This is a genomic window from Streptomyces sp. NPDC005784 (assembly GCF_042871525.1).
In the GTDB taxonomy this organism is placed as follows: Bacteria; Actinomycetota; Actinomycetes; order Streptomycetales; family Streptomycetaceae; genus Streptomyces.
This window is the reverse complement of record NZ_JBIAIQ010000007.1, coordinates 126,362-152,326: the sequence shown is the minus strand read 5'-3', so window position 1 is coordinate 152,326 and position 25,965 is coordinate 126,362. Positions and strand designations below refer to the sequence as shown.

The window sequence follows — 25,965 nt, the reverse complement described above, 5'->3', positions numbered from 1 at the left end:
CGGGGCAGGCCGAATGTGCGTCGCTCACGTCGTCCGGATGGTCCCCGTTCGAGGCCCCGGCCGCCCCGTCGGCAGACGGAGTCCCGTCCACCGCGTCCGAACCGGCACTCCCGACACGCGTGCGCTACCCCAGTTCGGCGACGTCCTCGGTGCTCAGTTCGAGCGCTCCGGAGGCGAGGTTCTCCTCCAAATGGGCCAGGGAACCGGTGCCGGGGATGAGGAGGATGTTGGGTGACCTGGCCAGCAGCCAGGCCAGGGCCACCTGGGGCGTGGTCGCCCGGTGGCGGGCGGCGACGGACTCCAGGTGCTCGGCGGTGACCGGCTGGAAGCCGCCGACCGGGAAGAAGGGGACGTAGGCGATGCCTGCCTCCACGCAGGCGTCGACGAGGGGGTCGTCATCGCGCTGGGACAGGTTGTAGAGGTTCTGGACACAGGAGATCGGCGCGATCTTGCGGGCCTCGGCGAACTGGTCGGCCGTGACGTTGGAGATGCCCAGATGCCGGATCAGGCCCTCGTCGCGCAGCGCCAGCAGGGCTTCCAGGGGTTCGGCCAGGGACGGCGTCCCGGTCTCGGCCAGATCGCCCAGCCGGAGGTTCACCACGTCCATCCGGTCCAGGCCCAGCGAGCTGAGGTTCGCCTCGATTCCACGGCGCAGATTGTCGGCCGTGAGGCCCGTCTTCTCGGCCGCGGGCAGAGCGATGTCGGCACCCTCGACCAGCGCGCCCACCTTGGTCACGATCACCAGGTCGTCCGGGTAGGGGTACAGGGCCTCCCGGATCAGTTCGTTGGCCGACACGCCGTCCCGGGAGTAGTAGTACGAGGTGTCGATGTGGTTCACCCCGAGTTCCACGGCACGGCGCAGAATCCCCAGTGCGGTGTCCCGGTCCGGCCGGTCGCCCCGAGGCCAACCGGTCAGCTTCATCGTGCCGTATCCGATTCGCGCGACGCTCAAGTCGCCGCCGAGTGCCCATCGTTCAGTCGTCACGATCACCACCCTAGTCCTGCGGCGGCAGGGCGATATCGGTGACGAGGGCCTCGGGTGACGAGTGTGCCTCGCTCGAACGGCCGCGGCCGGCGAGCCGTGCCGGTCGGGCCGTCGCACGACCGGCAGCCGGCCCCTCACAAGGCGCGCACCACAAGGGCGTACACCACGGGGCGCACGACACACGGCATGCACCCGCACGGTGCACGGCACACCGGTGCACGCCATACATGACGTGCTCGCGTGCGTCGTACGGGGACAATCCGGGGTGTACGGGAGACGCTGCTCCTGAGCAACCGGTCGGACCGACACCGAGTCACCCCGTACCCCCGCCGCACCGCCGCAGTCCCGCACGAAGGAGTCCCCCGTGACCGAGTCACCGTCGACCTCGGCAGCCGACGACGCATACCGCTTCGACGATCTGCGCGCGCTGTTCATCAACTGCACCCTCAAGCCGGCACCCCAGCAGAGCCACACCCAGGGGCTGATCGACAAGAGCAGCGAGATCATGGAGGCGCAGGGAGTCATGGTCGAGGAGGTACGCGCCGTCGACCACGACATCGCGCCCGGCGTCTACCCAGACATGACCGAACACGGCTTCGCCACGGACGACTGGCCGGCCGTTCAGGAGCGGGTGATGGCCGCCGACATCCTCGTCCTCGCCGGGCCGATCTGGCTCGGCGACAACAGCTCGGTCACCAAGCAGGTCGTCGAACGGCTCTACAGCGGCTCCGGACTGCTCAACTCCGCCGGCCAGTACGCCTATTACGGGCGGGTCGGCGGCTGTCTGATCACCGGCAACGAGGACGGCGTGAAGCACTGCGCGATGAACCTCCTCTACAGCCTCCAGCACCTCGGCTACACCATCCCGCCCCAGGCCGACGCCGGCTGGATCGGCCCGGCGGGACCCGGTCCGTCGTATCTCGACCCGGGTTCGGGCGGCCCCGAGAACGACTTCACCAACCGCAACACCACCTTCATGACCTGGAACCTGATGCACATGGCGGCCCTGCTGAAGCGGTCCGGCGGCATCCCCGCCCACGGCAACCAGCGTTCGGAGTGGGACGCCGGCTGCCGTCCCGACGCCCCGAACCCCGACTACCGCTGAGTCACAGACTCCGCGCGGGCCAGTCCAGCAGCCGGGCGCCGATGACCGCGGTCTGCAGCATGTAGCGCTGCGCGGGGTCCGCGGGGTCGGCCCCGGTCAGCAGGTGGATGCGTTCCAGGCGGTACGTCAGGGCGCGCACGCTCAAGGAGAGATGGCGGGCCGCCGCGGCGGCGACGCAGCCGGTGTCGAAGTACGCGGTGAGGGTGTCCAGGAGCGGCTGGGCGCCGCCGCGGGCGCTGGTGAGCGGGCCCAGCGCGGCGAGTACCAGGTCGGCCATCGCCTGGCGGTCCCGGGTGAGAACGGGGTAGACAAGCAGATCGGCGGCGCGCAGCACGGGAGCGTCCAGGCCGAGCCGCTCGGCGAGTTCGAGGGTGTTCAGCGCCTCCTCGTAGGACTGCACGACTCCGCCGGGGCCGGGCTGGGGTCGGCCGATGGCCACATGCCCGCCGTCGGTCGCCGCGTGCGCCTGCTTGGCGAAGTGGATGAGGACGTCCTCCTGTTCGCCCGGTGCGACGCACAGCATTCTGCCATCCTTCGTGGTGAAGAGGATGTTGCGGTCGCCGAAGCGGGCGATGAGGGCCTGCTCCACCCGGCGGGGCACGGGCGCCGACTCGTCGTAGGCCGTCGGGCCCTGTGCGACGGCGACGGCGTGCGCGTGGGAGAGCCGCAGACCGAAGCGTTCCGCGCGCTCGGCGAGGCGGCCCAGGTCGCTGCGCCCGTAGAGGAGGTCGTCGATGAACTCGCGGCGCGCGGCCTCCTCCTTGCACACGGCGAGGAACTGGGCCCGCCCGTAACCCTCGGCGAAGGCGTCGATGACCTGTTGGACCGCGGCGAGTGCGCGGTCGGCCGAACCGGGTGAGGCGGGCCAGGCTGCGCGGGCGGCGGAGAGGTGGGCACTGACGAGGGCGGCCAGGCCGTGACCGGCGTCGGCGGCCCGTTCGCCGAGAGCGCGCCGGGACTCGATCTCGTCCCGGGTGAGGCGCCTGCCTGTGACGGAGACGTCGGCCAGTATCCGGGCACAGCCCTCCAGATACTGCTCGGGTATCTGCCGTTCCATCACATCGTCCCCCGGTTTCTTGACGGCCCGGTGACGACTTCTTAGCGGTGACCGGCACGCAGAGACTAGGCAACACTGCCGGGAACCGGCAATGCGCCTGTCACGCACCGCGATGCACGATGTCGGCAGGGGAGCACGGCGGATGGTCCTGTGCCGGACACCGGCAGAGTCGACGGTGACCGGCACAGGACCGGAAAGATGCCGTGCCGTCCGCATCCGGCCGGTGGAGGCATCGGTCTCAGGGGGCGGGCCAGTTCCGCAGCAGGGCGTCGAGGGCGTCCAGGACACGCGACCAGCTTTCCTGCGAGTCGGGGGCGCTGTGGCTGAACCCTCCGCCCATCTCCAGGCTGACATAGCCGTGGAACACACTGCCCAGCATCCGGACGGCATGGGTCTGGTCCGGTTCCGTCAGGTCGTAGCCGCGCAGGATCGCCCGCATCATCTGCGCGTGCTTGACGCCGGCGCTGGCCGCCGCCGTCTCCGGGTCGAGCCTGAGCTGCGCGGCGGAGTAGCGGCCGGGGTGTTCCCTGGCGTAGTCGCGGTAGATGTTCGCGAAGGCGGTCAGGGCGTCCTTGCCGGCCCGTCCGGCCAGCGCGGCGGCCCCTTCGTCGGCGAGCTCGTCCAGAGCGAGCAGGGCGATCCGGGTCTTGAGGTCGTGGGAGCTCTTCACGTGCGAGTACAGACTCGCGACCTTGACGTCGAACCGCCTGGCCAGCGCCGACACGGTCACCTGGTCGAAGCCGACCTCGTCGGCCAGCTCCGCCCCCGCCCGCGTCAGACGCTCGGCGTTCAGTCCCGCGCGAACCATGCCCTTCCTCTCCCTCGACGTAACCGATTATGCATTTGCCTAATACTTTTAGGCAAATTACCGTGGGGCTCTATGAAGCCGTTGACCGAGCAAGAGATCCGTGCCGCGTTCGTGAACTGCACCAAGGGCGAGGCGAAGCGCCTCTCCGTCCCGCGCGACCTGGCCGACCGGCCCTGGGACGACCTGGACTACCTCGGCTGGCGAGACCCGCAGGCGCCCGAACGCGCGTACATCGTGGCCGAACTGCACGGCGGCCCGAAGGCCCTCCAGCTCCGCTGCCCCAGCGCGACCTCGGGGCAGCTGCGGCGCAGCATGTGCTCGATGTGCGTGACGACACACACCGGCGGTGTCTCCCTGATGGTGGCGCCCAGGGCGGGGAAGGCCGGGCAGCAGGGCAACTCGGTCGGTGCCTATCTGTGCAGCGACCTGGCCTGCTCGCTGTACGTGCGGGGAAAGAAGGACGCCGGCGTCGGAGGGCGGCTCCACGAGTCGCTGACCCTGGAGGAGAAGATCCAGAGGACCGTGGCGAACCTCGTGGCGTTCATCGCCAAGGTGACGGCCTGAGCGATTCTCCGGGCGCCCGGCACTCCGAGCGGGGACGCGTCGGTCTGCCGGAGCCCGTCACGCGGCGCTCGGCCATGGCGGTGAGTCGGGCCGCCGGGATGTGCGGGATCCCGGCGTGGGTCCGGCTCGCCATGTCGGCGGCGGGCCGCAGCGCGAACGCCGCGGCCGTGGCACCGGACCTCACCATGTGCTCGAAGGAGCGGAGAACACCTTCGGGCGAGGGCACATCAAGATGTTCGGTGCGGAGTAGCGCCCGACACACAGCAGCGCCGGATACACAGCAGCACCGGACACGCAGCCGCGCCGGATACACGGACGGCCGTCGCGAGCGCCCCACCTTTCGGTCCACCGCGTCGGAGCTGATGCCCAAGTCCCGTGCGAAGAAACAAGGTTGACGGGGGTCAGTTGCTGTCCGCCACTGCCTCCGCCTCCGTCGGCAGGTCCGCGCTCGGCGTTGACGCCGACGGCTCTTGAGCGCCGATGGCCGTGTAGAACACGGAACTGCCCTGCTTGGCACGGTGGGCATGGCTCTTGGCTACGAGGTTCTCGAGCGTGGTCCGGACGACGTTGGTCTGGATGCGACGGTCGGGGTGGGTCTGGCCGAGCGCCGTGGACACCTCCGCTGCGGAGCGCGGTTCCCGCTGGTCCGTGAGGTAGCGGCGGATGAGTTCGATGAGGGTGGGCTGCGTCGAGGTGGCCTTGTCCGTGGGCTTCTTGGCCGCCGACGTCCGCGCCGGCGTGTCCTTCACGGCCTCGGCCTTCTTGGTCCGTGTGCGCTTGCCGTCGGCCGACTTGCCGGGAGTCTTCTGGCGGGGCACCGAGGATGCCGCCGTCGGCTCGGGCTCGGCCTCGATGAGTGCGCCCGTGGCACCCAGCGCCTGGTGCAGGTTGGTGAGGACGGCGTGGTCGTGCCGCAGGGCATTCAACTGCTCCTGCAGTGCGTCGATTTCCGCACCGACGCGCTCCTGCTCCTTGGCGTTGCGCTCCAGGTCGCCGACCACCTGAGCGGTGTACTGCGATGTCAGTTCGGTGGGAGTCTTGGTGTCGGGCATGGTGGAGACCTCTCTTCGGTGCGCGGTCGCCACATGAACACACCGGGAAGGTGCCGGAGGGCGGGGCGTGTTCCTGTTGACCGGGCTGCATGGCTGGGCGGCCGCACTTGATGCGTATGCCCCGGCTTACAGATAGTACGGACACTGTTGGCCTGTTGTTCCCTTCGCGTGCTGGTTCGCCCCAAAGGGGAGCTCGGGTTGTGGTGGCGGATTGACCCCACAGGTGTCGTCCGTGCCGCGCACCGAGCGCACCGCGCCCAGTTTTGACTCATCGACGGTTGATGCCTGGAGCGTCTCCGCGGTGTCTCGGACGCTTTGGCGGTGGTGCCGAGTGGGTGGGCGGCTTTCGGGTACCCGGCCGGTACGAAAGACACGGGCGACGCAATCGGGAGCGAGGTCGGGCGATGGCGGTCAGGGCGATGGGCTGGGCGCACTCGTTCCCGGTCTCCGGAGGGGTGAGCGCCGGGCGGCGCTGGACCCGTGGGCACCTGGAGTCGCTGGCGTGGACGGCCGAGGAACCCGAGACGGTGGACGCCGTCGTGCTGACGGTGTCCGAGCTGCTCACCAACGCCCACGTCCACGCTCGGAGCGACGCGTATCTCGTGCTCACGTGGGACGGCGACTGCCTGCATGTGAGCGTCCACGACGAGGACTCCACACTGCCGCTCCAGCGCGATCCGGAACCGGGCGCGGTCTCCGGCCGTGGGGTCGGCATCGTGCGGATGCTCGCCGACGAGTGGGGCATGAAGTGCCAGCGGCACGGGAAGACGGTCACGGCGTGCTTCCGCCCGGCCGGTGCCCGGCAGCGCGGTGACGATGGCTGAGGCTCCCCGTCCTTCGTGGGCGGAGCGTGCGCGTGATGTTCCAGGTGCCGATGCCGACGGGATGTCATGGCCGGCGGAGCGGACCTCGACGTGACATGAACTTCACCGGGCGCGGAGCCGACTTGCTGTCGGCTCCGCGCCCGGTGCGTCAAGGGGCAGCGGGCGCGATTGGTGTGCGCTCACCAACGGCGGCAGGCTGATGACGCTCCTCACCGGCCCCCTGCCCCGGGCGAGCTGAGCACATCTCCCGCGACGCCCCGCGCGGATTTCGAGGCAGAGCACCTGGTGGGGCGCCGAGGAACCGAGCCGGACCGCCTCGGACAAGTGCAGCTCAGCCGTGCCGAACGGCGGAGAAGCTGTGGGTGCCCGTGCGCAGGCCGGAAACCGTGATCCGGCCGTCGGTGACCCGAACGTTGTTGCCGGCCGATGCCCGGTTTCCGTTCCAGAGCACGCGCCCGCTCCCTCGAACCGTCACCTCATGACTGTCCATCGGGAACGTGACCGCACCTCGGGTTCCCGCGGGCACACGCACGGTCAACATGAAGACCTTCGCACTGTTCTCCCACTTGACCTGCAAAGGGCCCTGAGGTGTGGGCAGTTGTCCTTGGGCCCAGGCGATGCCGCCGGGATGCGGCCGTACTTCCCAGGTCGCGTATCCGGGGGACGTCGGCAGGGCGCCCAGCAGTTGATGCGTCAACGCCGGGAGAACGCCCGTGGACCAACCGTGCGCCATGCTGGTGTAGGCACCCTCGTACAACGATCCGCCGGGACCGATGCCCTCCCAGTTCGTGATGCCGGGGTCGTGGCTGTCCATCCAGCCGTAGGTGCGCCGGATCTGGTCGACGGCGGACTCCGCCCGGCCTGCCTCGAAGCGTGCCACTATCTCGGGGTACGAGGTGAAGGCGTACACGCGCTGTGAGGCATCGCCGAAGATGGTGTCGTTGTCCATGAACGCGTTGCCATACGGCCGTTGTGTGGTGGCGTCCAGATGGGCGAGGGCGGAGGCGGCGCGTTCGCTGTCGGCGACGCCCGCGGTGATGGCGATCGCGTTGCCGTCCTGCGCGTGCCTGACCGGTCCCGTCGCGGAGTCGAGGTAGGCGCCGGCGGGCGCGTCCCACAGATGGGTGTTGATGGCGTCCTTCACCGACGAGGCCCGCTGGGTCCAGCGCCTCGCGTCGTCCTCGCGCCCCAGCCAACGTGCCAGCAGAGCCGCGTCGTTGAGGGCCTGGACGTAATTGGCGTTGTAGTAGGTGATGCGTCCGGTGCGGTCCAGGAAGGCATAATCACCGTATCCGCCGGTGCCGTTGAGGCCCTTGCTCAGGAGACCGGCGCTGTCGGTGACACTCGGGTACCAGGTGTCGAGCAGCTTCAGCAGGTTCGGGTAGTAGCGGTTCGCGTACGAGCGGTCCCCCGTGTAGAGCACGTAGTCCCAACTGCACGTCACCCACCACAGCGGATAGTCGAACAGGGGCAGGGCGTACCCGGCGATGGAGGCAGGAGGTATCCAGCCGTCGGCACGCTGATGGTCGGCCAGGTCGGCCAGGACGTTGCGTGCGGCGGCGGCCGCGTCGTCATGCGTCAGATAGAGGGTGCGCGCGGACACCGCCAGGTCACCGACATAGGGGTCCCGGTCGCGCTTGGCACCGTCGTGCAGCACCGACTTGCCTTCGAGCGAAGGGCTCCAGGCGTTGCGCGGGTCGACGTCGTCCTGACGGAAGGTGTCCGTGACCAGCTCATTGGTGTACGAGGCTCCGTACCAGTAGCGATTGAGGTCGTCGTCGGAGCACAGGAACCATCCCCGGTAGGTGCTCGGCGTGCCCAGATAGGCGCTGAAGTCGAGGCCGACGGAGTCGATCTCGACCATTCCCCACGGCTGAGCCGCAGGCGCGTCACCCGCGAGTGCGTCGAGCGTGATCCTGAGGTAGCGGAAGCCGTGCAGGCCGTCCGCGTAGACCTTGTCGCCTGCCTGAAAGCCCTTGTGGTCGGTCCAGTCCGCGCCCGCAGCCGGCACGGCGAACTGGTCGGTTCCCTGACCCGCCCCGCCGGACTGGTCGGACCGGGTGAAGTCGGAGCGGTCGGTCAGGAACTGCCGGGTCTCGGAGAACGCGAGCCGCACACCGGGGGAGTTGTCCGACGCGGAGGTGAAGCGGATGCGCGGATATCCCACGACGACTTTGCCGAAGTCCACCGTCACACTGGGTGCCACCACAGGCGCGACGGGCTCCGGCCACACCTCGTTGACCCGGGTGAAGGCCCCGCGCGGAGTGTCCTGGACGCCCGTCACCGTGATGCGGACCCTGGTGGTGGACACCTTGGCCGCGAACGGCACGGCTCGCTGGATGACATCGTTGTCCGTGACCGCGGCGGCCGGCTGCCACGCGCCGTCCTGCCATACGTCGACGACGAAGCCGGTGGGGACGCCGTCGCTGTTGGAGATCAGCGTGATGCCCGACAGTTCCCGCGCCGCCGGCAGCGTGATGGTGAGGGTGTCGGGAAACACGCCCAGGGTGTCGTCGTTCCAGAACGTGCCAGGATCGCCGTCGATCGCGTTCTTGGCGTCGTAGGTGCGTGGTTGTCCGTCGTTGCCGTTGTTGCCCGCGTGCGCCGACGAGGCCTCGGCCGTGGTGCCGTCGGGCCAGCGTGGGGCAGGTGCGGGCCGGGGGCGGCGCAGGACGGTCCGGGGGCCGCCGGGCCGCAGCAGGCCCTCGGGGCTGCCGACGTCTCCGGTGGAAGCGATGACGCGTACGGGCTGCACCGCACGGGAGGCCGGAGCCTGTACGTAGCGCTGCCAGCCCGTCCCGGAGCGGGGCGCGGTCGAGGGGGCCGCCGCACCGGCCGATCTCTCGGAGGCGGACGCGGCCCCCGCGGCGGGGAGGCCCGTGGCGGACAGGGCCAGGGCACCGGCCCCGGCGGCGATGACCGTTCGCCGGGGGAGACGGGACTGTGGGGCGTTCTCAGAAGTGCTGTTCGACGGCATGGCGCCTCATTCCTCAACTGATTGAAACGATTCAATCGTGGTGGGCGAGGTGACGCTATCTCAGGACCTGGGCTGCGTACAGGGATTGAGCCGGGCCACTCTCGAACGGCTCCGCGTTGACCGACAGCTCGAAGAGGCGCTCACCCATGGCGCCGACCCACTCCAACCCGCCCCTCGATTCCGGCATCGATGAGAGGACCGCCAACCGCTGCGCGGAGTCAGCACGCGCGCTCCTGGGAGAAGTTTCCGAGCAGACATCGCAGTGAAACCCCTCGACCTGCTCAACCCACTGACGAGACCATGGACGGATGCCGTCGACCGAGCCAGCAGCCCGCGAGTTCCAGGACCGTGCCGTTCTCTGGAGCATGGGCGAGATCCGCGCAACCGACGTCGTCAGTGCTGCCTGTGACGCACTCGTTGCCGGCCTCGACAGTCCCGCCCTGCGGATCTTGGCCGCGTGCACACGCGCGGAGGCGAACTATGACGTCCCCGACCTCCTTCCCCCGGCACTCGACGAACTGGGCCTCACCTTCTGCTCAGCGGGCAGCGTTGTCGGACAGGAAGCCGCCGCACGAGCACTGGCCGCCCGGATGCTGGCCGGCGAGCTGACGCCACGCGAGCTGGCCTTCCGGATCCATCAGCGCTTCGGGCACGACCTGCCTCTGGTCGAGCGACTCGCCGAACTGGACGACGACTACGACATCCTCGAGTACGGCTACAGAACACCGGCACAGGTCGACGCCGGCGTCACGGCCGAAGCCCTTCGGCTTGCACGGCACCCTCGTGTTCCAACCGAACCCACGGATGCACCGCCCTGAAGCAGACCGCGGATGCACCGACCTGATGCCGGCCCGTGGACCCCTGGGCTCAGGCTGAACGGCCTTCGGTTTCCTTGAACCCAAGGGGACCCGGGCCCTGTTCTTGTACAGCTACGGCGAACGGCCATGCATCGCTCCGTCGAGCACGGGCGCGGCAGGACTGGGGCCGGAAGACCTGATCGAAGTCCGGACGCCGCTCGAGGGCGACATGAAGCGGCTGCCCCGGAGGGCGACCTGTCGGCGGACTTGAAGGACAACTGGTACGTGCACTACGCCGCGCTGGGCCGGCCGCGGGACGCCGGGAGTTCATCACCGCCCTGCAAGGCACGCTCCGCACCTCGCTGGACCGCTTCGAGCAGGCCCTGGCGACAAGCCGCAATCGCTGTGACCGAGCGCGTTGCAACCAGCGGAGCGGGCGAGTGCTCCTCGGCCGTCAGGACAGGGTGGTGGTGCGGGCGGCGTTGGAGTAGCGGGTGGCGAGGCGGGCGAACGCCGCGTTGAGTTCGGGTGGACCGATGACTTCGATGTCGGCGTCGAAGCGGCCGATGGTGGCTGCCAGACCGGTCCACGACCAGGAGCCGAGGGCGAGTCGGCAGCGGTCCGGGCCGAGCTCTTCGACGATTCCGTCCCGGGCGAAGGGGGCGACGGCGGTGGCAGGAAGGTCGAGGACGACTTCGCCCTGGCAGGGCCAGTCCGTGGTGGTGCCGTCGGAGCCGCGGAATCGGCCGGCGACGAAGGCGGACACGTCGCCTCCGGGCAGTTCGCGCGGGGTGAAACGGGGTCCGGTCGGTGTGCGCGGGTGTATGCGGTCGACGCGGAAGGCCCTCCAGTTGTCGCGGTCGAGGTCCCAGGCCAGGAGGTACCAACGGCCTTGCCAGGCGACCAGGTGGTGGGGCTGCACCCGACGATGCTGCGGCCCGGTTGCGGCCTTCCGGTCCTGCGCGTAGTCGAAACGGAGTTCCTCACGGGCGTGGATGGCGCTGCTGAGGTCCGTGAAGACCTGGGTGTCGGCCTGTGGGGCGTCGCCGTTCTCGGGTGGGCGGACGGCCGTGATGCGCAGCATGTCCATGCGATGGCGAAGGCGGGACGGCATGACCTGGCGGATCATGGCGAGGGCGCGTGCGGCGTCCTCGGCGATCGTGGTGCCGGTGGCGGCGGTTTGCAGCGCGACGGCCAGGGCGACGGCCTGGCCGTCGTCGAACAGCAGTGGAGGCAGGTGTCCGCCGACGTCGAGGCGGTAGCCCCCGGTGGGACCCTTGAAGGCCTTGATCCGGTAGCCGAGTTCCCGCAGGCGATCCATGTCGCGGCGGACCGTGCGCGGGCTGATGTCGAGCCGCTCGGCGAGGTCCTCGCCGGACCAGTCACGGCGCGTCTGGAGCAGCGAGAGCAGCGCGAGCAGTCGCGAGGACGTTTTCTGCATGTCCGCCAGTCTGCCTTCAGTACAGGACACAGCCTGTCCGCTACCCCTGCAATGGTGGTCCACGCGCCGCCAAGGGGACACAGCCCCGGCTCACGGTGGCCGCGCCGCTTCCGTCGCAGTGGCGCACATCCGAGGAACCCAGAACGAGGAGCGGGCCATGTCCGTCACGACCACCACCCACCTGAACTTCCGTGGGGCCGCGCGCGAGGCTCTGGACTTCTACCAGACCGTCTTCGGCGGGCGGGCCGTCGCCGTCACCTACAAGGACGTCGGCAACGTGCAGAACGAGAACGAGGCGGACTGGGTGATGTGGGGAGAAGTGGTCGGGGACAACGGCTTCCACGTCATGGCCTACGACGTGCCCTCCCAGTTGCCGTGGAACCGGGGCGAGAACCCCTTCTTCGTTTCGGTGCGCGGCGACGACGTCGACGAGATCAGCGCCCTGTGGCAGAAGCTGTCGGACGGCTCGACGGTGGTGCGGCCCTTGGAGGCCGCGCAGTGGGCGCCGCTGTACGGCATGCTCACCGACCGCTTCGGCGTGACCTGGGTCATGGACGTCACCTCCCCCTACAACGGCTGATCCGCCCGGGCCGGTGCGGCGGAAGGCACGCCGCCGCACCGGCCCGCAGGCTCGGCACGAGAACGACTGGGGGCACTCTCGGGACGCGGCGGGCTCGTCCCTGTCGCCGAACAGGCCGACATGTCCCTCACCCACCCGGCCATGGCCTTCGCCACCACCCACCCGGACGTCACTTCCGCCATCGTCGGCCCGCGCATGATGGACCAATTGGAAGACGGCCTCGCGGGCGCCCCCACCACACTCGACGACGATGCTCTCGACCGGATCGACGGGATCGACCCGCCCGGCCTCGGCATCAGCCCCCTGGACGTCTCCCGCACACCCCTCCCCCGTCCCAACTGCCCTGCGCCGGCGTCCGCTCGACGAGTGGGCCGCGGCCGGAGAACGCCATGACCGTCCTCGACACCCGCACCCTCAACCGCGCGACCCTCGCCCGTCAGTACCTGCTCGACCGCGCCGACACACCGACCCGCGACGCCGTGGCCCATCTGTGCGGGATGCAGGCACAACGACCACAGGAGCCATTCATCGGCCTGTGGTCCCGGCTGCGCGCCTTCAAGCCGGATGAACTGGACGACGCGCTGACAGGACGAGAGGTCGTCCGCACGCACCTGATGCGCCGCACCGTCCATCTCGTCACCGCCGACGACGCGCTGGCCTGGCGGGCCCGCCACGACATGATGCTGCGCCAGCGGGTCCTGGCCACCTACCGAAACGAGCTCGCGGACATCGACCTGGATGAGCTCGCCACGGCCGGCTGGGCGGTCGTGGCCGACCGCCGGCCCCGCAGCATGGCCGAGCTCGTCCAGACGCTCCATGACCGCTGGCCCACGCCCCCACGCCGCGCCCTCGGTGAACTCCTCGTCGCCGCCTTGATTCCGATGGCCCAACTCCCGCCCCGCGGCCTGTGGCACAACACGGCAGGCGTGCGCAACCTGCCCCTGGCCACATGGCTCGGACGCGACATCGACCCACCTTCCCCCGACGCCACCGACCCGACCGGGCAACAACTCGTACGGCGCTACCTCGCCGCGTACGGGCCCGCCGCGACAGCGGACATCCGCTCCTGGTGCGGCCTCGCCGGGCTCCCCGCCGCCGTCGAAACCGTCCGCGAAGAACTAGTCACCTTCCGCGATGAACGCGGCCGCCAACTCCTCGACCTGCCCGACGCGCCGCGCCCGCACCCCGACACTCCCGCGCCCGTCCGCTTCCTCCCGGCCTTCGACAACGCGATCCTCGGCTACCACGACCGCAGTCGCATCATCGATGACGCCCACCTCGGCCTCTCCGTCGCAGGCCTGCGCGCCGTCCTCGTCGACGGACGTGTCTCCGCCACCTGGACCGTGCACGACAACCGACTCGCCATCACCCCACTCCGCCCCCTCTCCACCACGGACCAGGAAGCCGTCCACGCCGAAGGCCAAGCCCTGACCACCTTCCTGGACGAAGACATCGATCACGTACACATCGAAGCCACCAACGGCTGAGAACGACCACATCGCTCCGGTTGGCGAACGCTGCCAACTGGAGCGATCCCGCTCGCAGGGCTGTCCGGACGGCCCACCCGCCGGGCGTGGTCGTGGCCCGCCGCCTATCTTGAATTGGTGAGTGGCTCCAGCGTTCCACCTGAGCGTGGGGATCGTACAGACCAGCCGGACGGCCATCGAACCGACTACGCGGGTGCCATCTACGGCTCGATCCTGGCGGCTTCCGTGGTGGCCACGGCCGGAACGGGAGGGGAGTACCCGCGGCTCCAGGCCGTGGTGCTGCTGATGATCACCGGCCTGGTCTTCTGGGCGACCCATGTCTACGCACAGCTCGCGGGGGAGCGCATTGTCGGTCAGGTCTGGTCCTGGCAGGAGATCCGCCGGATCGGTACGCACGAGTGGTCGATCGTCGAGGCCGCCACCCTTCCCGCTGCCGCCGTGGCCCTCAGCGCCGCGTTCGACATGAGTGTGAACACGGGCCTGTGGATCGCTCTGGGTATCGCGGTGGCCCAGCAGGTCATGTGGGCGTGCCTCGGAGCCGCCCGTGCGGGCGCCACCCGCGGCCTGGTCATCGCCGAGGGCTTCGTCAACCTGGCTCTCGGACTGATCATCGTGGCCGCCAAGGTCGTCCTGAAGCACTGATGGCGCGGCCGGCTGTCGAGCGGCCGGGTGTCCAGACGTACGAACGCCCCGGTCGCGGATCGCCCTGGTCGCGGATCGTACGAGCGCTCCGGATCCCGGACAACTCGTTAGCCTGGAGCGGAGGGGGAGGCTCGGGTGACGGCCCAGAGGAGGCCGGTATGGCTGATGTGACTTCCGAGGCCAGAGGGGAGCACCACGGGACCCGTGGTGCGCCTGGCGGACCGCGTGGCGCCGGCACTCCCCGCTATCTGCCCATAGCCGACCACGGTCTGATCGGCGACCTGCGCAGCGCGGCCCTGGTCGGTACGGACGGCACCATCGACTGGTACTGCTGCCAGCGCTTCGACGCGCCCAGCGTCTTCGCCTCGATCCTGGACGCCGACCGCGGTGGCTGCTTCGAACTCGCCGCCGACGTTCCGGCGCGTACGAAACAGTTCTACTTTCCCGACACGAATGTGCTGATCACCCGGTTCTTCGCGGACGACGGGGTCGGTGAGATCCAGGACTTCATGCCGATCGTCGACGACTCGCGCGAGGTCCGTCGGCACCGCCTGATCCGCCGTGTGGTGTGCGTCCGCGGAACGCTGCCCTTTCGCGCGCGGGTCGCCCCCCGCTTCGAGTACGGGACGGTCCCGCACACCGTGCGCGTGGACTCCGGCCAGGCCGTCTTCACCTCGCCCTCGCTCATCCTGGCCCTGACGTCCACCGTGCCGATCGAGGTCGCCGGACAGGACGTGTGGTCGCTGTTCAAGCTGCGCGAGGGGGAGTCCGCGGTCTTCGCCCTCGATCAGATCGACGACGAGGTGGGCCCGCGCTTCTGCGCCGTGACCGAGGCCGAGAGGGACTTCAACGCCACCGTGCGCTACTGGCGGCGCTGGCTGTCCCAGTCGCGCTACCGCGGTCGCTGGCGGGAGATGGTGCACCGCTCCGCCCTCACGCTGAAACTGCTGACGTACGCCCCCACCGGCGCCATCATCGCCGCGCCGACCACCAGCCTGCCCGAAAGGATCGGCGGCGAGCGCAACTGGGACTACCGCTACGTGTGGATCCGCGACGCCGCGTTCTGTGTGTACGCGATGCTGCGTCTGGGCTTCACCGACGAGGCCGAGGCCTTCATGGGCTTCCTCGCCGAGCACGTCCAGAGCGACATACCCGAACGGGTCGGTCCGGACGGCCCGCTGCAGATCATGTACGGCATCGACGGGCGCCGTGACCTGCCCGAACGCGAGCTGACACACCTTGAGGGCTACCGCGGATCCGCTCCCGTACGCATCGGCAACGGCGCCGTCGGCCAGCTCCAGCTGGACATCTACGGCGCCCTCGTCGACTGCCTCTACCTCTACGACAAGTGGGGGCAGCCCCTCTCCAGCGCGCACTGGGACAACCTGAGCGGGCTCGTCGACTGGGTGTGCGACAACTGGGACCAGCCCGACGAGGGAGTGTGGGAGACCCGCGGGGGCCGCAAGCCCTTCCTCTACTCCCGCCTCATGTGCTGGGTGGCCATCGAACGTGCCATGCGGCTGGCCCGGCACCGCGGCCTGCCCGCCGACGTCATCCGCTGGGGCACCGTCCGCGACACGATCTACCGGCGGATCATGAGCCAGGGCTGGTCAACCAGACGCAACGCCTTCACCCAGACCGAGAACAGCGACATCCTCGACGCGTCGCTGCTGATGATGCCGCTCGGGAAATTCATCTCCCCGACCGACCCGAAATGGCTCGCCACCCTCGACGCCCTGGGCGAGGACCTGGTCTCCGACTCCCTGGTCTACCGCTACGACCCGCAGGTGAGCCCCGACGGCCTCAAGGGCGAGGAAGGCACCTTCTCGATCTGCTCCTTCTGGTACGTCGAGGCACTCACCCGCGCGGGCCGGCTGGACGAGGCCAGACTCGCCTTCGAGAAGATGCTCACGTACGCCAACCACCTCGGTCTCTACGCGGAGGAGATCGGCCACACCGGGGAACAGTGCGGCAATTTCCCCCAGGCCTTCACCCACCTCGCCCTGATCAGCGCCGCCTTCAACCTCGACCGCAAGCTCGGCTGACTCCTCCCGGGACCACAGGTGAACCCCTCGGGGACTCCAGCGGAGAGCGATCCGCGTGCTCAGGGGGCTGTGAACAGGCCCGGGAAGCGGGGCGCGAGCCAGGGCTTGCGGCCCCGGACGAGGATGCGGCCGCGGGCGAGCGGGCTCACCTGTCCTTGGCGGCCGAGCGCCATCAGGAGGAAGGTGACCGGTTCGATGGAGATGGTGCAGTCCGGCCTGGCGGGTGGCTGCGGGTCGACGGTCAGTACGCCGTCGGCCAGGGTCACGCCGAACCGGCCGCTGCCGCCCCACAACCGGATGTCGTAGCGGGCGTTCATCCCGGCCGTGCGGACCGAATCGGTCACGCGTGGCATCGCGGTGAGCATGAACGGCAGGGTCAGCGCGACGCGGGCACGGTCGAGCATGTGCGCCCGGCCGAGCGCGCGAGCGAGATCGTAGCCGTGGCCGAGCATGTGCGTGAGGAGGTACGACCCCAGCTCCTGTGGGCTCATCGAACCCAGCGGAGTGACCACGGTCCCCTCCGCCGCTCCCTCCTCCAACGCCTTCACGCAGGCTTCGGCGTGCTCGACGATCATCGCCGCCAGCGGCTCGGCCGCCCGCTCCCCGAACTCCGCCAGCGACCGCTCGTTGGCCGCGGCGAGGCTCTGCGGTGTGCCGTCGCCGTAGGGGCGCGCATGTCCTGCCGCGAGCTCGGCCATCAGCTCGTTGGCCAGGGCCAGATGCGCCGCCGCCTCGCCGACACTCCACTCCGCCCCGGGAACCCGGCGTTCCATGTCGGCGTCGGTCCGCAGCAGGGCGGCGATCTCCTCGGCGGTCTCGCGTATCGCGGCGCCCAGCCCTTCGGGCAGCGACCTCCGCACGTCCTGCCCAGCCACTGAGTCCACGTTTTCGCCTTTCCTGCCGGCCCCGTCTCACCGAGGGCTGCGGGCAGACCGTGGTGCGGCGGGGCGCTGTTTTGCTCACCGGGCGTACAGAAGACCAGGGAACGGGAGGGGCGACAAGACCCTGAACAGCGAGAACGCGCTTCCGGGGCTGGACTGCGGCGGCAAAACGGTCATTTGTGTCTGGGTGCGTGTTGCGTCAGTCGCATGAAGGGTGGCTCTTGGCGCGGTGCCAGAGGAGCTTCACGTGTTCCGTGGTCATGGCGTGCGGCCGGCTGACGGTCACCGTGACGCGTCCACCGGTCCGGACGGGGAGGCCGAAGGCGGAAAGCCGGCGTCTGCCGTCGACGAAAGGGGGGAGTGGTCGGAGTGCGAGGGGTGTGCCGTTGCACGTCACCGACAGGACGGTTTCGCGGTCCGCGCCGATCACGTGGTGCTGGTCGTTGATCCCGAGGGTGACGAGGGGGACGATCGCGGGACGGGCGGAGAAGGGGGTGTCGCCGGGGGACGTGGTGCACGTCGTCATGACGGCTCCGCCGTCCGCCGTGGCTGATCCGAAGCGGAAACGCTTGTCGGCGGTTTCCCGGACGAACAGCGCGGTCCGCCGGTCGACGGCGGCGGTGGACATCCCCGTAACGCCGTCACACGTTGTGCCACGAAGCCAGGTTGGTGCGGAAGAGACGTCATCCTCCGGGGCGAGAAGGGCATCGCCTGCATCGTCGTTCGTGCACGGAGAGGGAGGCACTACCGGGCGAGCAGCCCGCGTGCCGGCCGGGGGAGTACGCACTGAGGGGATGGCGCCGCCCGGACCTCGGGTGGCACCATCCCCTCAGGGGTACTGCCTGGCGGGAAGCCCGGCGCTGATGGAGCCGGACGAGGCACCCCTTGGGCACCCCGTCCGGAGCCGATCAGGTGTCAGCAGGCGCCTTCGTCCTGCCACGGACCCCAGTCAACGCCGGTCGGCGTCTCGTTCTGGGTCCACCACTTGGCCTTCCAGTTGTGGTTGTTGTACGACGCCTCGTTGCCGGCGGTGTAGACCGTGGTCGAGTTCCAAGCCGTCTTGCAGCCACTGCTCGGCGGCGTGGGAGTCGGGGTCGGAGTCGGCGTGGGCGTCGGGGTGGGTGTGCCGGTGGGCGGGGTCGCGCCGGCGAACTTCACCGAATACTTCGCGAAGTCCCAGGAGTTCTGGGCCACGCTGGAGCACGTGCCCGACGTACGGCCGCCGTTGTCGGCGGGCGAGCACTGGCGGTCCCGGTTGAGGGACCAGAACGTGAAGCGGTCCATGTTGTGACCGGTGGCGAAGTCCAGGACCGTCTGGAAGTCGGCCTGGGAGAAGTACTCGCCACTGTCGCTGCGGCCGTTCATGCCGGAGTAGCCCTCATGGGCGTACGCGGTCGCCTGGTCCCAGCCGAACGTCGACTGGAGGATGGTGTTGAAGTTGGCGAGCGCGCTGGTCTGCGACGCGGCGCCGTTGAAGCCGCCGTCGAACGGCATGATGGAGAAGTTGTTCGGAGTGAAGCCCTGCGACTTCGCCTCCAGCAGCATCTGCTTGCCGAACCAACCGGTTCCGTCCGCCGTTCCGGGCGTGGTGACGGACACGTACAGGCCCGCGTTGTTCTGCTGAAGGATCTTGGCGGCGCCGATCTCGTTCTTGATGGCCGCCGTGTTCTCGTACTCCGGCTCCTCAAGGTCGAAGTCGATGGCGTGTAGGCCGTACTTGGTGATGACCTGCTGGTACGCGGCAGCGGTGGCGGCCGGGTCCGAGCAGGTCTGGCCGAGCTTGGTGCCGCCGTAGCCGCCGATGGAGATGGAGACGTCGCCGCCCTTGGCACGGATGGTGTTGATGACCGACTGCACGGCGGTGTCCGAGGAGACCGCGGCCGTCCCGCCCCAAGTGGGCGAGCATCCGCCGCCGTTGGGGGCGAGGACAAAGGCGAGCTGGAATGCCTTGAGGCCGGTCGCGTCCATGATGGCGGCCGCGTCCGGCGGATCGTTGTCCAGCGGCATCAGGTAGGGGGCGGCGGCGTACCACCGGTTGCTGAGCGCGGTGGTCGCGCCCGAGGCGCTGCCCGCGACGAGCGCGGTCGTGCCGACCGCAGCCAGGCTGACGGCGGCTGCCGCGCCCAGACATGCGCGAAAACGTCTCACTGTGCCTCCAGAGGGGTGGGGGAGTCCCAGCCTCCGGTCTCTGTCGAGATCACGTCAATAATGTTGGACTAGACCAGACGGGTCTTTGGACTAGACCAGGCGAACTCTTTACTCGGCCGCCGTTCCCTTCTCGTCGCTTGTGGGGCGCGAGGGGACGATTCACGCTCGGTGGGGGTCGTGCGGCCCATGTCTCCCCGGCTGCCGGCGGCACGGCGAGCCCCTCGGAAATGGCGCACGCAGACATCTTGTCACTGAGTGACATCCGCTCCTACTCTCCTGATGTAACTCGGTAGTAACTAGCGGGCGTCGTACGGGACTTCGGCGTCCGTTCGTTGTCGAGGACGCATACAGGAACAGGGCAGCACAGGACAGCACGCGACAGCGCAGGGCGGCGGAGCCACAGCCACGAGCACCGGGCCCGCCGTATACGGAACCCCAGACATCCGCCTCGCCCGGCGTCGTACGACGTGTGGGCCGGCACCGCACTGCGCGCCGCCCGGCCGACGGCGCGCGGGCGGTGCCTTCGTCCTGCCCACCTCCGCGATGCGGGCGGGTGCGGCCCCGTCCTGCCCGCGTCCGCCTCCGGGCGTTGCCCTTCCCCCCATCACGCCGACCTGAGACCGCCACCAGCCTCCCCCGGTGGCGGTGCGGTCGGCACCTCAGCCAGTAGCGGCGTCACGCCATTGACGCCGTCGGCCGCCCGCACGAGCCCCACGTTTTGACGAAGCAGGGAGTGAGCCGCATGGAACGACCCCACAGCACCCATCAGCCGCATCCGGCGTCCGGCCGAAGTCCCCGCGCAGAACGGCCTTTGCCCTCCGCGCACGCCGGGCCCGCCGCACCCAACCGCAGCCGTCTCCTCGCCACCGCGCTCGCGGCTCTCGCCTGCCTGAGTGTCCAGGCGATCCCCGCAGCGGCCGCCACTACGGACGACGTCGTCTCCCGAGGCGTGACCATTCCCGCCTTCTACACGCCGCCCGCGAGCCTCCCCTCGGCCAACGGTGCCCTGGTCCGCAGCGAACCCCTCCCGCTCGCGCTCAGCCTGCCCGGTCTCGACGGTCCGCTCCCCGGCACCGCGACCCGCCTGATGTACAGGTCGACCGACTCCAACGGGCAGCCCGTGGCGGTGACCGGCGCCTACATCGAGCCCTCGGCCGCCTGGCAGGGCGGCGGTCCGCGCCCCCTGGTCGCCCTGGCCCCCGGCACCATGGGCCAGGGCGACCAGTGCGCCGCCTCCATGGGCCTTCAGCACCCGATCACCTTGAACGGCGAGACGGTGTCGGTCGGTTACGAGGATCTCGCGATCTACCGGCTCCTGGCCTCCGGCACGGCGGTGGTCGTCACCGACTACGTCGGGCTGGGCGCGACCGACCGGCTCCACACGTACGTCAACCGCCTCGACGGCGGTCACGCGCTCCTCGACGCCGTCCGCGCGGCACGCGCGCTGACCGGGGCATCGATCACCTCCGCCTCACCCGTCGGCCTCTTCGGCTACAGCCAGGGCGGCGGCGTCAGCGCGTCGGCGGCCGAACTCCAGCCCTCCTACGCTCCGGACATCACACTGGCCGGCACCTACTCCGGAGCCCCGCCCGCCAACCTCACCGACGTGATCAAGGGCATCGACGGCAGCGCCCTCGCCGGTGCCCTGGGCTGGTCGCTCAACGGATTCCTGCAGTCCGACCCCGACCTGCGGGCCGTCGCGGACGCCCACCTCAACGCCGCCGGGAAGGCCGCGCTGAACGACCTGTCCACGATGTGCGTCGGCGACGCGATCCTCGGATACGCGTTCAAGAAGAGCACGTCCTGGACGACGGACGGCGAGTCCGTCAGCGAGCTCGTCGAGAACACACCGGCGCTCCGGGCCACGCTCGACAATCAGCGCATCGGCAACCTGGAGCCGACCAGTCCCGTACGCCTGGCCACGGGCATCCAGGACGACATCGTCCCGCACGCCCAGGCCCGTCAACTCGCCGTCGACTGGTGCCGCAAGGGCGCGAACATCACCTACGACGCCATCAACCTGCCGAACCTCGGCGACGGACTGCTCACCAACCATGTCGCGCCCCTCATCACCGACCAGGGCGATGCCATCTCCTGGCTGACCGACCGCCTCTCGGGCCGACGGGCCACCTCCAACTGCTGGACGATGCCCTTGCAGCCCTGAGACACGTGCCGCGGGCCCCGGAGCGGATCCACCGCGCCGGGGCCCGCAGCACACCGAAGAGCACCGGACCCGCGACCGCGGTGCAGCAGACGCCGGGGCCCGCGAGTCCGGCGCGTCGGAGCCGGACCATCCGCATCGTGCGGTGTCCACGGGGTGGTGCTGCCCCTGTCGTGACGCGAGGATGCTCCTTCGCGTGGTGCCCGCCGCCGCGGACGGTGTCCGGAGCGGTCCTCGCGGACCCCGTGCGGGGGAGAGCGGCGGCGCCCGCACGCCGAGGAGCGAGGGAGGCCCCCCGATGGGTTCACACGCGGCGCCCGGCCGACACGGGCGTGCTCTGCTGATGCCTCTCGCTCTCGCCCTCCTGGCCGGCGCCCTGTTCTGGGTACCCCGTGCCGACGGAGCACCGCGCCCGGCGGACGCCTGCCACAACGCGAGTACCGTCCTGCCCCGCGGTGACTGCGGGCCGTTCTGGCAGGTCCTCGCGGAGGACTTCAACGGCGACCGGGTGCCGTTGGGTTCGTTCAGCGACTGCGACCACGCCGTCGACACGTCCGGCGCGTACTGCGGTGGGCTGCGCGGCAAGTACCGCGACAACTGGTGGGCGTATCCCACCGGTTGGCGCGACACGGCGAACGACCGGGGCCGGGACGTCGTGGGCGAGTACCACCCCGAGGACACGGTGAGTGTGGGTCCCGGCGAGAACGGCGACGGGATGATGCACATCCGGATGTGGCGCCCCGAGGACGGAGGCCCCGTGCACGCTGCGGCGCTCGTACCGCGTGCCGTGATGCAGATGGTGTACGGCAAGTACAGCGCTCGTATCAAAGTGACGAAGCCGGCCCCCGGATACAAATCCGCATGGCTGCACTACGGCGGCGGCTGCGAAATGGACCACCCCGAAGGAGAGTGGACCGGCACCATCACCGCGTTCCACCATCCGTGCGGAGGGGGCGAACAGGGCTACTTCCCGAGCAATGACGACTGGACCCGGTGGCACACCGTCTCCACGGAATGGACCCCCGGACGGGTGCGTTTCTTCGTCGACGGCCGTCAGACCGGTGAGGACACCCGCCGGGTTCCCTCCATTCCCCTTTCCTGGGTCCTGCAGAACGAGAGCGCACTCGAAGGCCCCGGCGCGGCACCGGGCAGCAGCGCCGAACTCGACATCACCTGGGTGGCCGCCTACGCCTACGGGTGGAAGTGACCGGCCGCGCGCGTACGACCGTGGAAGTGGCACGGTCACGGGAGGCTCCGCACACCGCGCCGAGCCCGTCCGCCCGCGCGTGTCCGATCCGAAAGGCAAGCGGCCGTATTCGCTCAATGCGCGCCTATTAGAGGCAAAGCGCCGTGATTTGGCCCGGATATTCCTAGGCTCGCCTCCTGTTTCTCAGCATCCGGGAGGCCCCGCGTGCCGCAACCCCATCGGACGAACGAACATGATCTCGTCCTCCCCAGCGGTTTCGACGACATCGTCCGAGTGATCGACCGCTATGTCGTCGACCGCCGAGCCGGCATCCCGCCCAGGCGGCAGAGCGCACGGCACCGGCTGCCCGCCCTGTTGCTCACCCGTGAGCCGGCGGCCGACACGACCGCGGAGGGAACCACCGCGGCCGGGCTCGCGGCGGCCGACACCGCGCGGGGCGAGCCGGATCCGGCGCTCTCGGCGTTGGTGCACGTCTACCACCACCGTCTCGTACGCCTCAGCACAGGTGAGACCGGCCACCTGGCCAGCCTCGCGCCGCACGCCCTGGTCGACGAGGAACTGCTCGCGTGCGACCACCCCGGGGAGGACGCCGAGGGGCAGGACGGCCCCCACGTACGGCTGCTGGACAGGGTGGCCAGGCAGCTGCGCGTCACCATGCCGGACGGCTCCGGCACCCTGCGGCTGACCGAGTTCGACGCGTGTCTGTCGGTGCTGCGCGCCGCCATCGCCGCGGGGGACGTGACGGACGAACGGCGGGCACTGCGCGACCGGATCTACGACAAGTACGCCTGGAAGTTCGGGTTCGCCTCCGAGGTCGGCGCCCTCGGCGACGAACTCGGCGCCAGGCACTGGTCGGCGATCACGAAGCTGGTGACCACACCGCTGGCCTGGCTGTGGCGGTGGTCGTACGGCGTACGGATCGACCGCGGTGCCCGCTTCCGGTGGGTCGGCGGGATGCTGGACGAGCCGGGGCGCAGCTTCCTGAACGCCGCGATGTCCCTGCGCGACGCCCATCTGCGTTCCCGGGCCCAGGGCAGGGCCGATCAGGGAGCCCCGGCCGACGCCGGTGCACCGGCGGCTTCGGCCAGGTCCGCGGCGTCCGCCGTGTCGGCCCGTGACGAGGCCGTGGTCCGCCAGGTCCTGCTGACCGCGCTCATCCATGACCTGGCGCGGGCGGCCCGCCCGCCGGTGTGGAGCGTGCGCAGGCCGCGGCGGCGATGGCCGTTCGTCCTGCTGCTCCCGACGGTCGGCGGCGACGATTCCCCGAGCCGCAAACTCCTGAACTCCTTCTCCGCCGTGTCCGAGGACGTCGGGACCTGCCCGCTGCTCGTCCTCGGCGCCGCCACGGCGGACCTCCCGCCGTACGCCGTCGGCCTGCCCCGGCCCGGCATCCCGAGCCAGGGCAGCCGGCACAGCACTCACGGCACGACCGCTCAGGCGGTGACCTCGCTGCTCGCGGCGGGCGCCTCCGGGCAGCCGGTCGAAGCGGTGCGCGCGGTGCCGCTGTCACGTGTGCCCGACAACGGGACGAGCGCCGAACGGCCGGTCGTGCAACGGACCGTGCGCTCCCGCGAGCGGCGCGCGAGTGACTGGCTGCGTCCCGCAGTGGCCGCCGTGGCCGTGCTGGCGGTGGTCGCCACCGGACTGTTCCAGGCGGTGAGGGCCGGCGAGACACACTCCCGCGCCGAAACCCGCGCTGTACCCCGCGCCGCCGACACCTGGTGTCCGCGGGTCGGTACGGGCGAACGCGTCGGGATCACCGACGGCAGCGACACGTGCGAACTCGCCCATGGCCTCTACGCGTCCGAACTGCGAGCACTCGAAGCCCGGTTGGGCCGCCAGAACGCGGACGTCGACCGGACCCGGCCCTATCGCACCCTGGTCTTCTTCGCTCCGCTGAGCGTCGGCTCCACGTCCCGCCGAACCGTGCCCACGGGCTTCCAGATGCTGCGCGGCGCGCTGCTCGCCCAGAAGGAGGTGAACGACCTCAACCTCAAGTCACAGATGCCGATCCGGCTGCTCGTCGCGAACGCGGGCGAATACTTCACATTCGGATCGCACGGCGGACTCAACACGAAGAACCACACTGGTGTGGATGTGGCCCGTATGATCGTCGACCGTATCCACCGGGACCACATCGCCGGCGTCATCGGCCTCACCCAGAGCCGTCCGGAGTCCCTCCAGGCCGCCATCGAACTCGACGCCCAGGGCGTCACGGTCCTCGGCACCGGAGTCTCGGGCCAGCCCATGGTCGAGGGCGACTCCCCGGTGTCGTACTTCCAGCTCTCGGCGCCGGACGCGCGGGTCGCCCGCATCATGGCCTCCTTCGCCCGGCGCTCACCCCGGCTGGCGGCCCTGACCAAGATCGCTCCGGGGCACACCGCGCCCGCCGCCGTCCTGGTCTTCGACCCGCACGACACGTACTTCAGCGCGGATCTGAAGAAGCGCTTCACCGACGCCTACGGTTCGGCCGGGCCGGTCTACCCGGTGCCGTACGGCGAATCGGGCAACGACAGTCAGACACCCTCCGTGGCGGCCGGCATCTGCGCGCTGATCCGCAGGACCGACGGTTTCGTCCTCTACGCGGGCCGGTCCAGCGTCATGTACGACCTGTTCTACTACCTGCAGAGCGACAAGCAGTGCCGTACGCACCAGGGCCGCGTCGCCGTGCTGGCCGAGAGCGCCGCTCCCAATCTCGTGCTGCACCCGGAACTGATGGCGCGGGAGTACGGCTCGCTCAGCCTCTTCTACAACCAGTTCAGCCTGCCCGACGCCAAGGGGCCCTTCGTCACGAACTTCCGGAATTCCTACGAGGTTTCCTCCGACAGTGACGCCGCCGCCGGCTACGACGCGGTGAAGGTCTTCTTCCAGGTGATGAACGAAATCTCCGTCACCGACCCGCAGTTCACCCCCAGCGCCGTCGTCACGTTTCTCCAGTCGACCGGAGTCACCGACTTCGTCGGCGAGTCGGGGATCATGACCTTCGGCAAGGGACACAAATATCCGGTGAACAAGGAAGTCGACATCCGGGAGATCACCGAGGACGGCACCAGGATCACCGACCTGACGTGCGGAGCCGTCGCCGCGAAGGCGGCCCCGGTGACGCGCTGGGGGCCTTCGGGCAACTTCCTCTGTCCGGAGGACGACTGAGAACGGCCTCGCGTCACGCGTCCGGGCACGGCGGCTCGGACGCGTGACCAAGGT

21 protein-coding genes are annotated in these 25,965 nt (G+C 69.9%); 12 read left to right on the top strand and 9 right to left on the bottom strand.

The annotated features are described in order from the left end of the window. Positions 1-124: 124 nt before the first annotated feature. Positions 125-985, bottom strand: a complete 861-nt coding sequence (locus tag ACFYR3_RS14825; protein ID WP_355849143.1) for an oxidoreductase — start codon at positions 983-985, stop codon at positions 125-127. Between the two features lie 364 nt (positions 986-1,349). On the opposite strand from ACFYR3_RS14825, the gene ACFYR3_RS14820 reads away from it, so the two are divergent. Beyond that, positions 1,350-2,090, top strand: a complete 741-nt coding sequence (locus ACFYR3_RS14820) for a flavodoxin family protein (RefSeq protein WP_389283171.1) — start codon at positions 1,350-1,352, stop codon at positions 2,088-2,090. A gap of 1 nt (position 2,091) precedes the next feature. Here the strand turns inward: ACFYR3_RS14820 and ACFYR3_RS14815 are convergent, their stop codons facing one another. Both ACFYR3_RS14815 and ACFYR3_RS14810 read right to left on the bottom strand, forming a co-directional pair. Beyond that, positions 2,092-3,150 (bottom strand): PucR family transcriptional regulator, encoded by a 1,059-nt coding sequence (locus ACFYR3_RS14815; protein WP_389283169.1) that lies wholly within the window; start codon positions 3,148-3,150, stop codon positions 2,092-2,094. Between the two features lie 235 nt (positions 3,151-3,385). Beyond that, on the bottom strand, positions 3,386-3,955 hold the full coding sequence (locus tag ACFYR3_RS14810) for a WHG domain-containing protein (RefSeq protein WP_356779859.1): 570 nt from the start codon (positions 3,953-3,955) through the stop codon (positions 3,386-3,388). Positions 3,956-4,027: 72 nt separating this feature from the next. Between ACFYR3_RS14810 and ACFYR3_RS14805 the strand changes: the two genes are divergently transcribed. Next, positions 4,028-4,519 carry an FBP domain-containing protein gene (locus tag ACFYR3_RS14805; RefSeq protein WP_355849155.1) on the top strand — a complete coding sequence of 164 codons (492 nt, stop codon included), beginning with the start codon at positions 4,028-4,030 and terminating at the stop codon, positions 4,517-4,519. A gap of 401 nt (positions 4,520-4,920) precedes the next feature. On the opposite strand, the gene ACFYR3_RS14800 is transcribed toward ACFYR3_RS14805, so the two are convergent. Next, the gene (locus ACFYR3_RS14800) at positions 4,921-5,571 is read right to left on the bottom strand and encodes a hypothetical protein (RefSeq protein ID WP_389283166.1); all 651 of its coding nucleotides are present in this window, start codon (positions 5,569-5,571) and stop codon (positions 4,921-4,923) included. 404 nt (positions 5,572-5,975) lie between these two features. Between ACFYR3_RS14800 and ACFYR3_RS14795 the strand changes: the two genes are divergently transcribed. Beyond that, positions 5,976-6,395, top strand: coding sequence for an ATP-binding protein (locus ACFYR3_RS14795; protein ID WP_355849161.1), 420 nt, complete (start codon positions 5,976-5,978; stop codon positions 6,393-6,395). A gap of 331 nt (positions 6,396-6,726) precedes the next feature. On the opposite strand, the gene ACFYR3_RS14790 is transcribed toward ACFYR3_RS14795, so the two are convergent. Next, positions 6,727-9,372 (bottom strand): alpha-L-rhamnosidase C-terminal domain-containing protein, encoded by a 2,646-nt coding sequence (locus ACFYR3_RS14790; RefSeq protein ID WP_389283164.1) that lies wholly within the window; start codon positions 9,370-9,372, stop codon positions 6,727-6,729. Between the two features lie 308 nt (positions 9,373-9,680). Here ACFYR3_RS14790 and ACFYR3_RS14785 point away from each other — a divergent pair, with 308 nt between their 5' ends. Further along, a complete protein-coding gene (locus ACFYR3_RS14785; protein WP_389283162.1) occupies positions 9,681-10,190 on the top strand; it encodes a hypothetical protein in 510 nt (169 codons plus the stop codon). A gap of 433 nt (positions 10,191-10,623) precedes the next feature. On the opposite strand, the gene ACFYR3_RS14780 is transcribed toward ACFYR3_RS14785, so the two are convergent. Beyond that, entirely contained in the window at positions 10,624-11,610 is a 987-nt protein-coding gene (locus ACFYR3_RS14780) for a helix-turn-helix transcriptional regulator (RefSeq protein WP_389283161.1), read from the bottom strand. Positions 11,611-11,767: 157 nt separating this feature from the next. Between ACFYR3_RS14780 and ACFYR3_RS14775 the strand changes: the two genes are divergently transcribed. The 5 genes from ACFYR3_RS14775 (at position 11,768) to ACFYR3_RS14755 (ending at position 16,364) form a co-directional block, all read left to right on the top strand. Continuing rightward, positions 11,768-12,190, top strand: a complete 423-nt coding sequence (locus ACFYR3_RS14775; protein WP_389283160.1) for a VOC family protein — start codon at positions 11,768-11,770, stop codon at positions 12,188-12,190. Between the two features lie 120 nt (positions 12,191-12,310). After that, positions 12,311-12,583, top strand: coding sequence for a hypothetical protein (locus ACFYR3_RS14770; protein ID WP_389283159.1), 273 nt, complete (start codon positions 12,311-12,313; stop codon positions 12,581-12,583). After that, positions 12,580-13,677, top strand: a complete 1,098-nt coding sequence (locus ACFYR3_RS14765) for a winged helix DNA-binding domain-containing protein (RefSeq protein ID WP_389283158.1) — start codon at positions 12,580-12,582, stop codon at positions 13,675-13,677. Before ACFYR3_RS14770 ends, ACFYR3_RS14765 begins: the two co-directional genes overlap by 4 nt. A gap of 117 nt (positions 13,678-13,794) precedes the next feature. Next, on the top strand, positions 13,795-14,319 hold the full coding sequence (locus ACFYR3_RS14760; protein ID WP_356779873.1) for a hypothetical protein: 525 nt from the start codon (positions 13,795-13,797) through the stop codon (positions 14,317-14,319). Between the two features lie 158 nt (positions 14,320-14,477). Then, complete coding sequence (locus ACFYR3_RS14755; RefSeq protein WP_355849179.1) at positions 14,478-16,364, top strand: glycoside hydrolase family 15 protein; 1,887 nt, start codon at positions 14,478-14,480, stop codon at positions 16,362-16,364. Between the two features lie 59 nt (positions 16,365-16,423). Here ACFYR3_RS14755 and ACFYR3_RS14750 read toward each other — a convergent pair whose 3' ends face one another. The 3 genes from ACFYR3_RS14750 to ACFYR3_RS14740 all read right to left on the bottom strand — a co-directional run bounded on the left by ACFYR3_RS14750 (position 16,424) and on the right by ACFYR3_RS14740 (position 19,393). Further along, positions 16,424-17,248: a maleylpyruvate isomerase family mycothiol-dependent enzyme gene (locus ACFYR3_RS14750; protein WP_389283155.1), complete on the bottom strand. Its 825-nt coding sequence runs from the start codon at positions 17,246-17,248 to the stop codon at positions 16,424-16,426. 196 nt (positions 17,249-17,444) lie between these two features. After that, entirely contained in the window at positions 17,445-17,873 is a 429-nt protein-coding gene (locus tag ACFYR3_RS14745) for a hypothetical protein (protein WP_355849185.1), read from the bottom strand. Positions 17,874-18,160: 287 nt separating this feature from the next. Next, the gene (locus ACFYR3_RS14740) at positions 18,161-19,393 is read right to left on the bottom strand and encodes a chitinase (RefSeq protein WP_389283153.1); all 1,233 of its coding nucleotides are present in this window, start codon (positions 19,391-19,393) and stop codon (positions 18,161-18,163) included. Between the two features lie 742 nt (positions 19,394-20,135). Here ACFYR3_RS14740 and ACFYR3_RS14735 point away from each other — a divergent pair. The 3 genes from ACFYR3_RS14735 to ACFYR3_RS14725 all read left to right on the top strand — a co-directional run bounded on the left by ACFYR3_RS14735 (position 20,136) and on the right by ACFYR3_RS14725 (position 25,911). Beyond that, positions 20,136-21,557, top strand: a complete 1,422-nt coding sequence (locus ACFYR3_RS14735) for a lipase family protein (protein WP_389283151.1) — start codon at positions 20,136-20,138, stop codon at positions 21,555-21,557. Between the two features lie 295 nt (positions 21,558-21,852). After that, entirely contained in the window at positions 21,853-22,761 is a 909-nt protein-coding gene (locus tag ACFYR3_RS14730; protein ID WP_389283149.1) for a glycoside hydrolase family 16 protein, read from the top strand. 204 nt (positions 22,762-22,965) lie between these two features. Beyond that, complete coding sequence (locus ACFYR3_RS14725; RefSeq protein WP_389283147.1) at positions 22,966-25,911, top strand: hypothetical protein; 2,946 nt, start codon at positions 22,966-22,968, stop codon at positions 25,909-25,911. Positions 25,912-25,965: the final 54 nt, after the last annotated feature.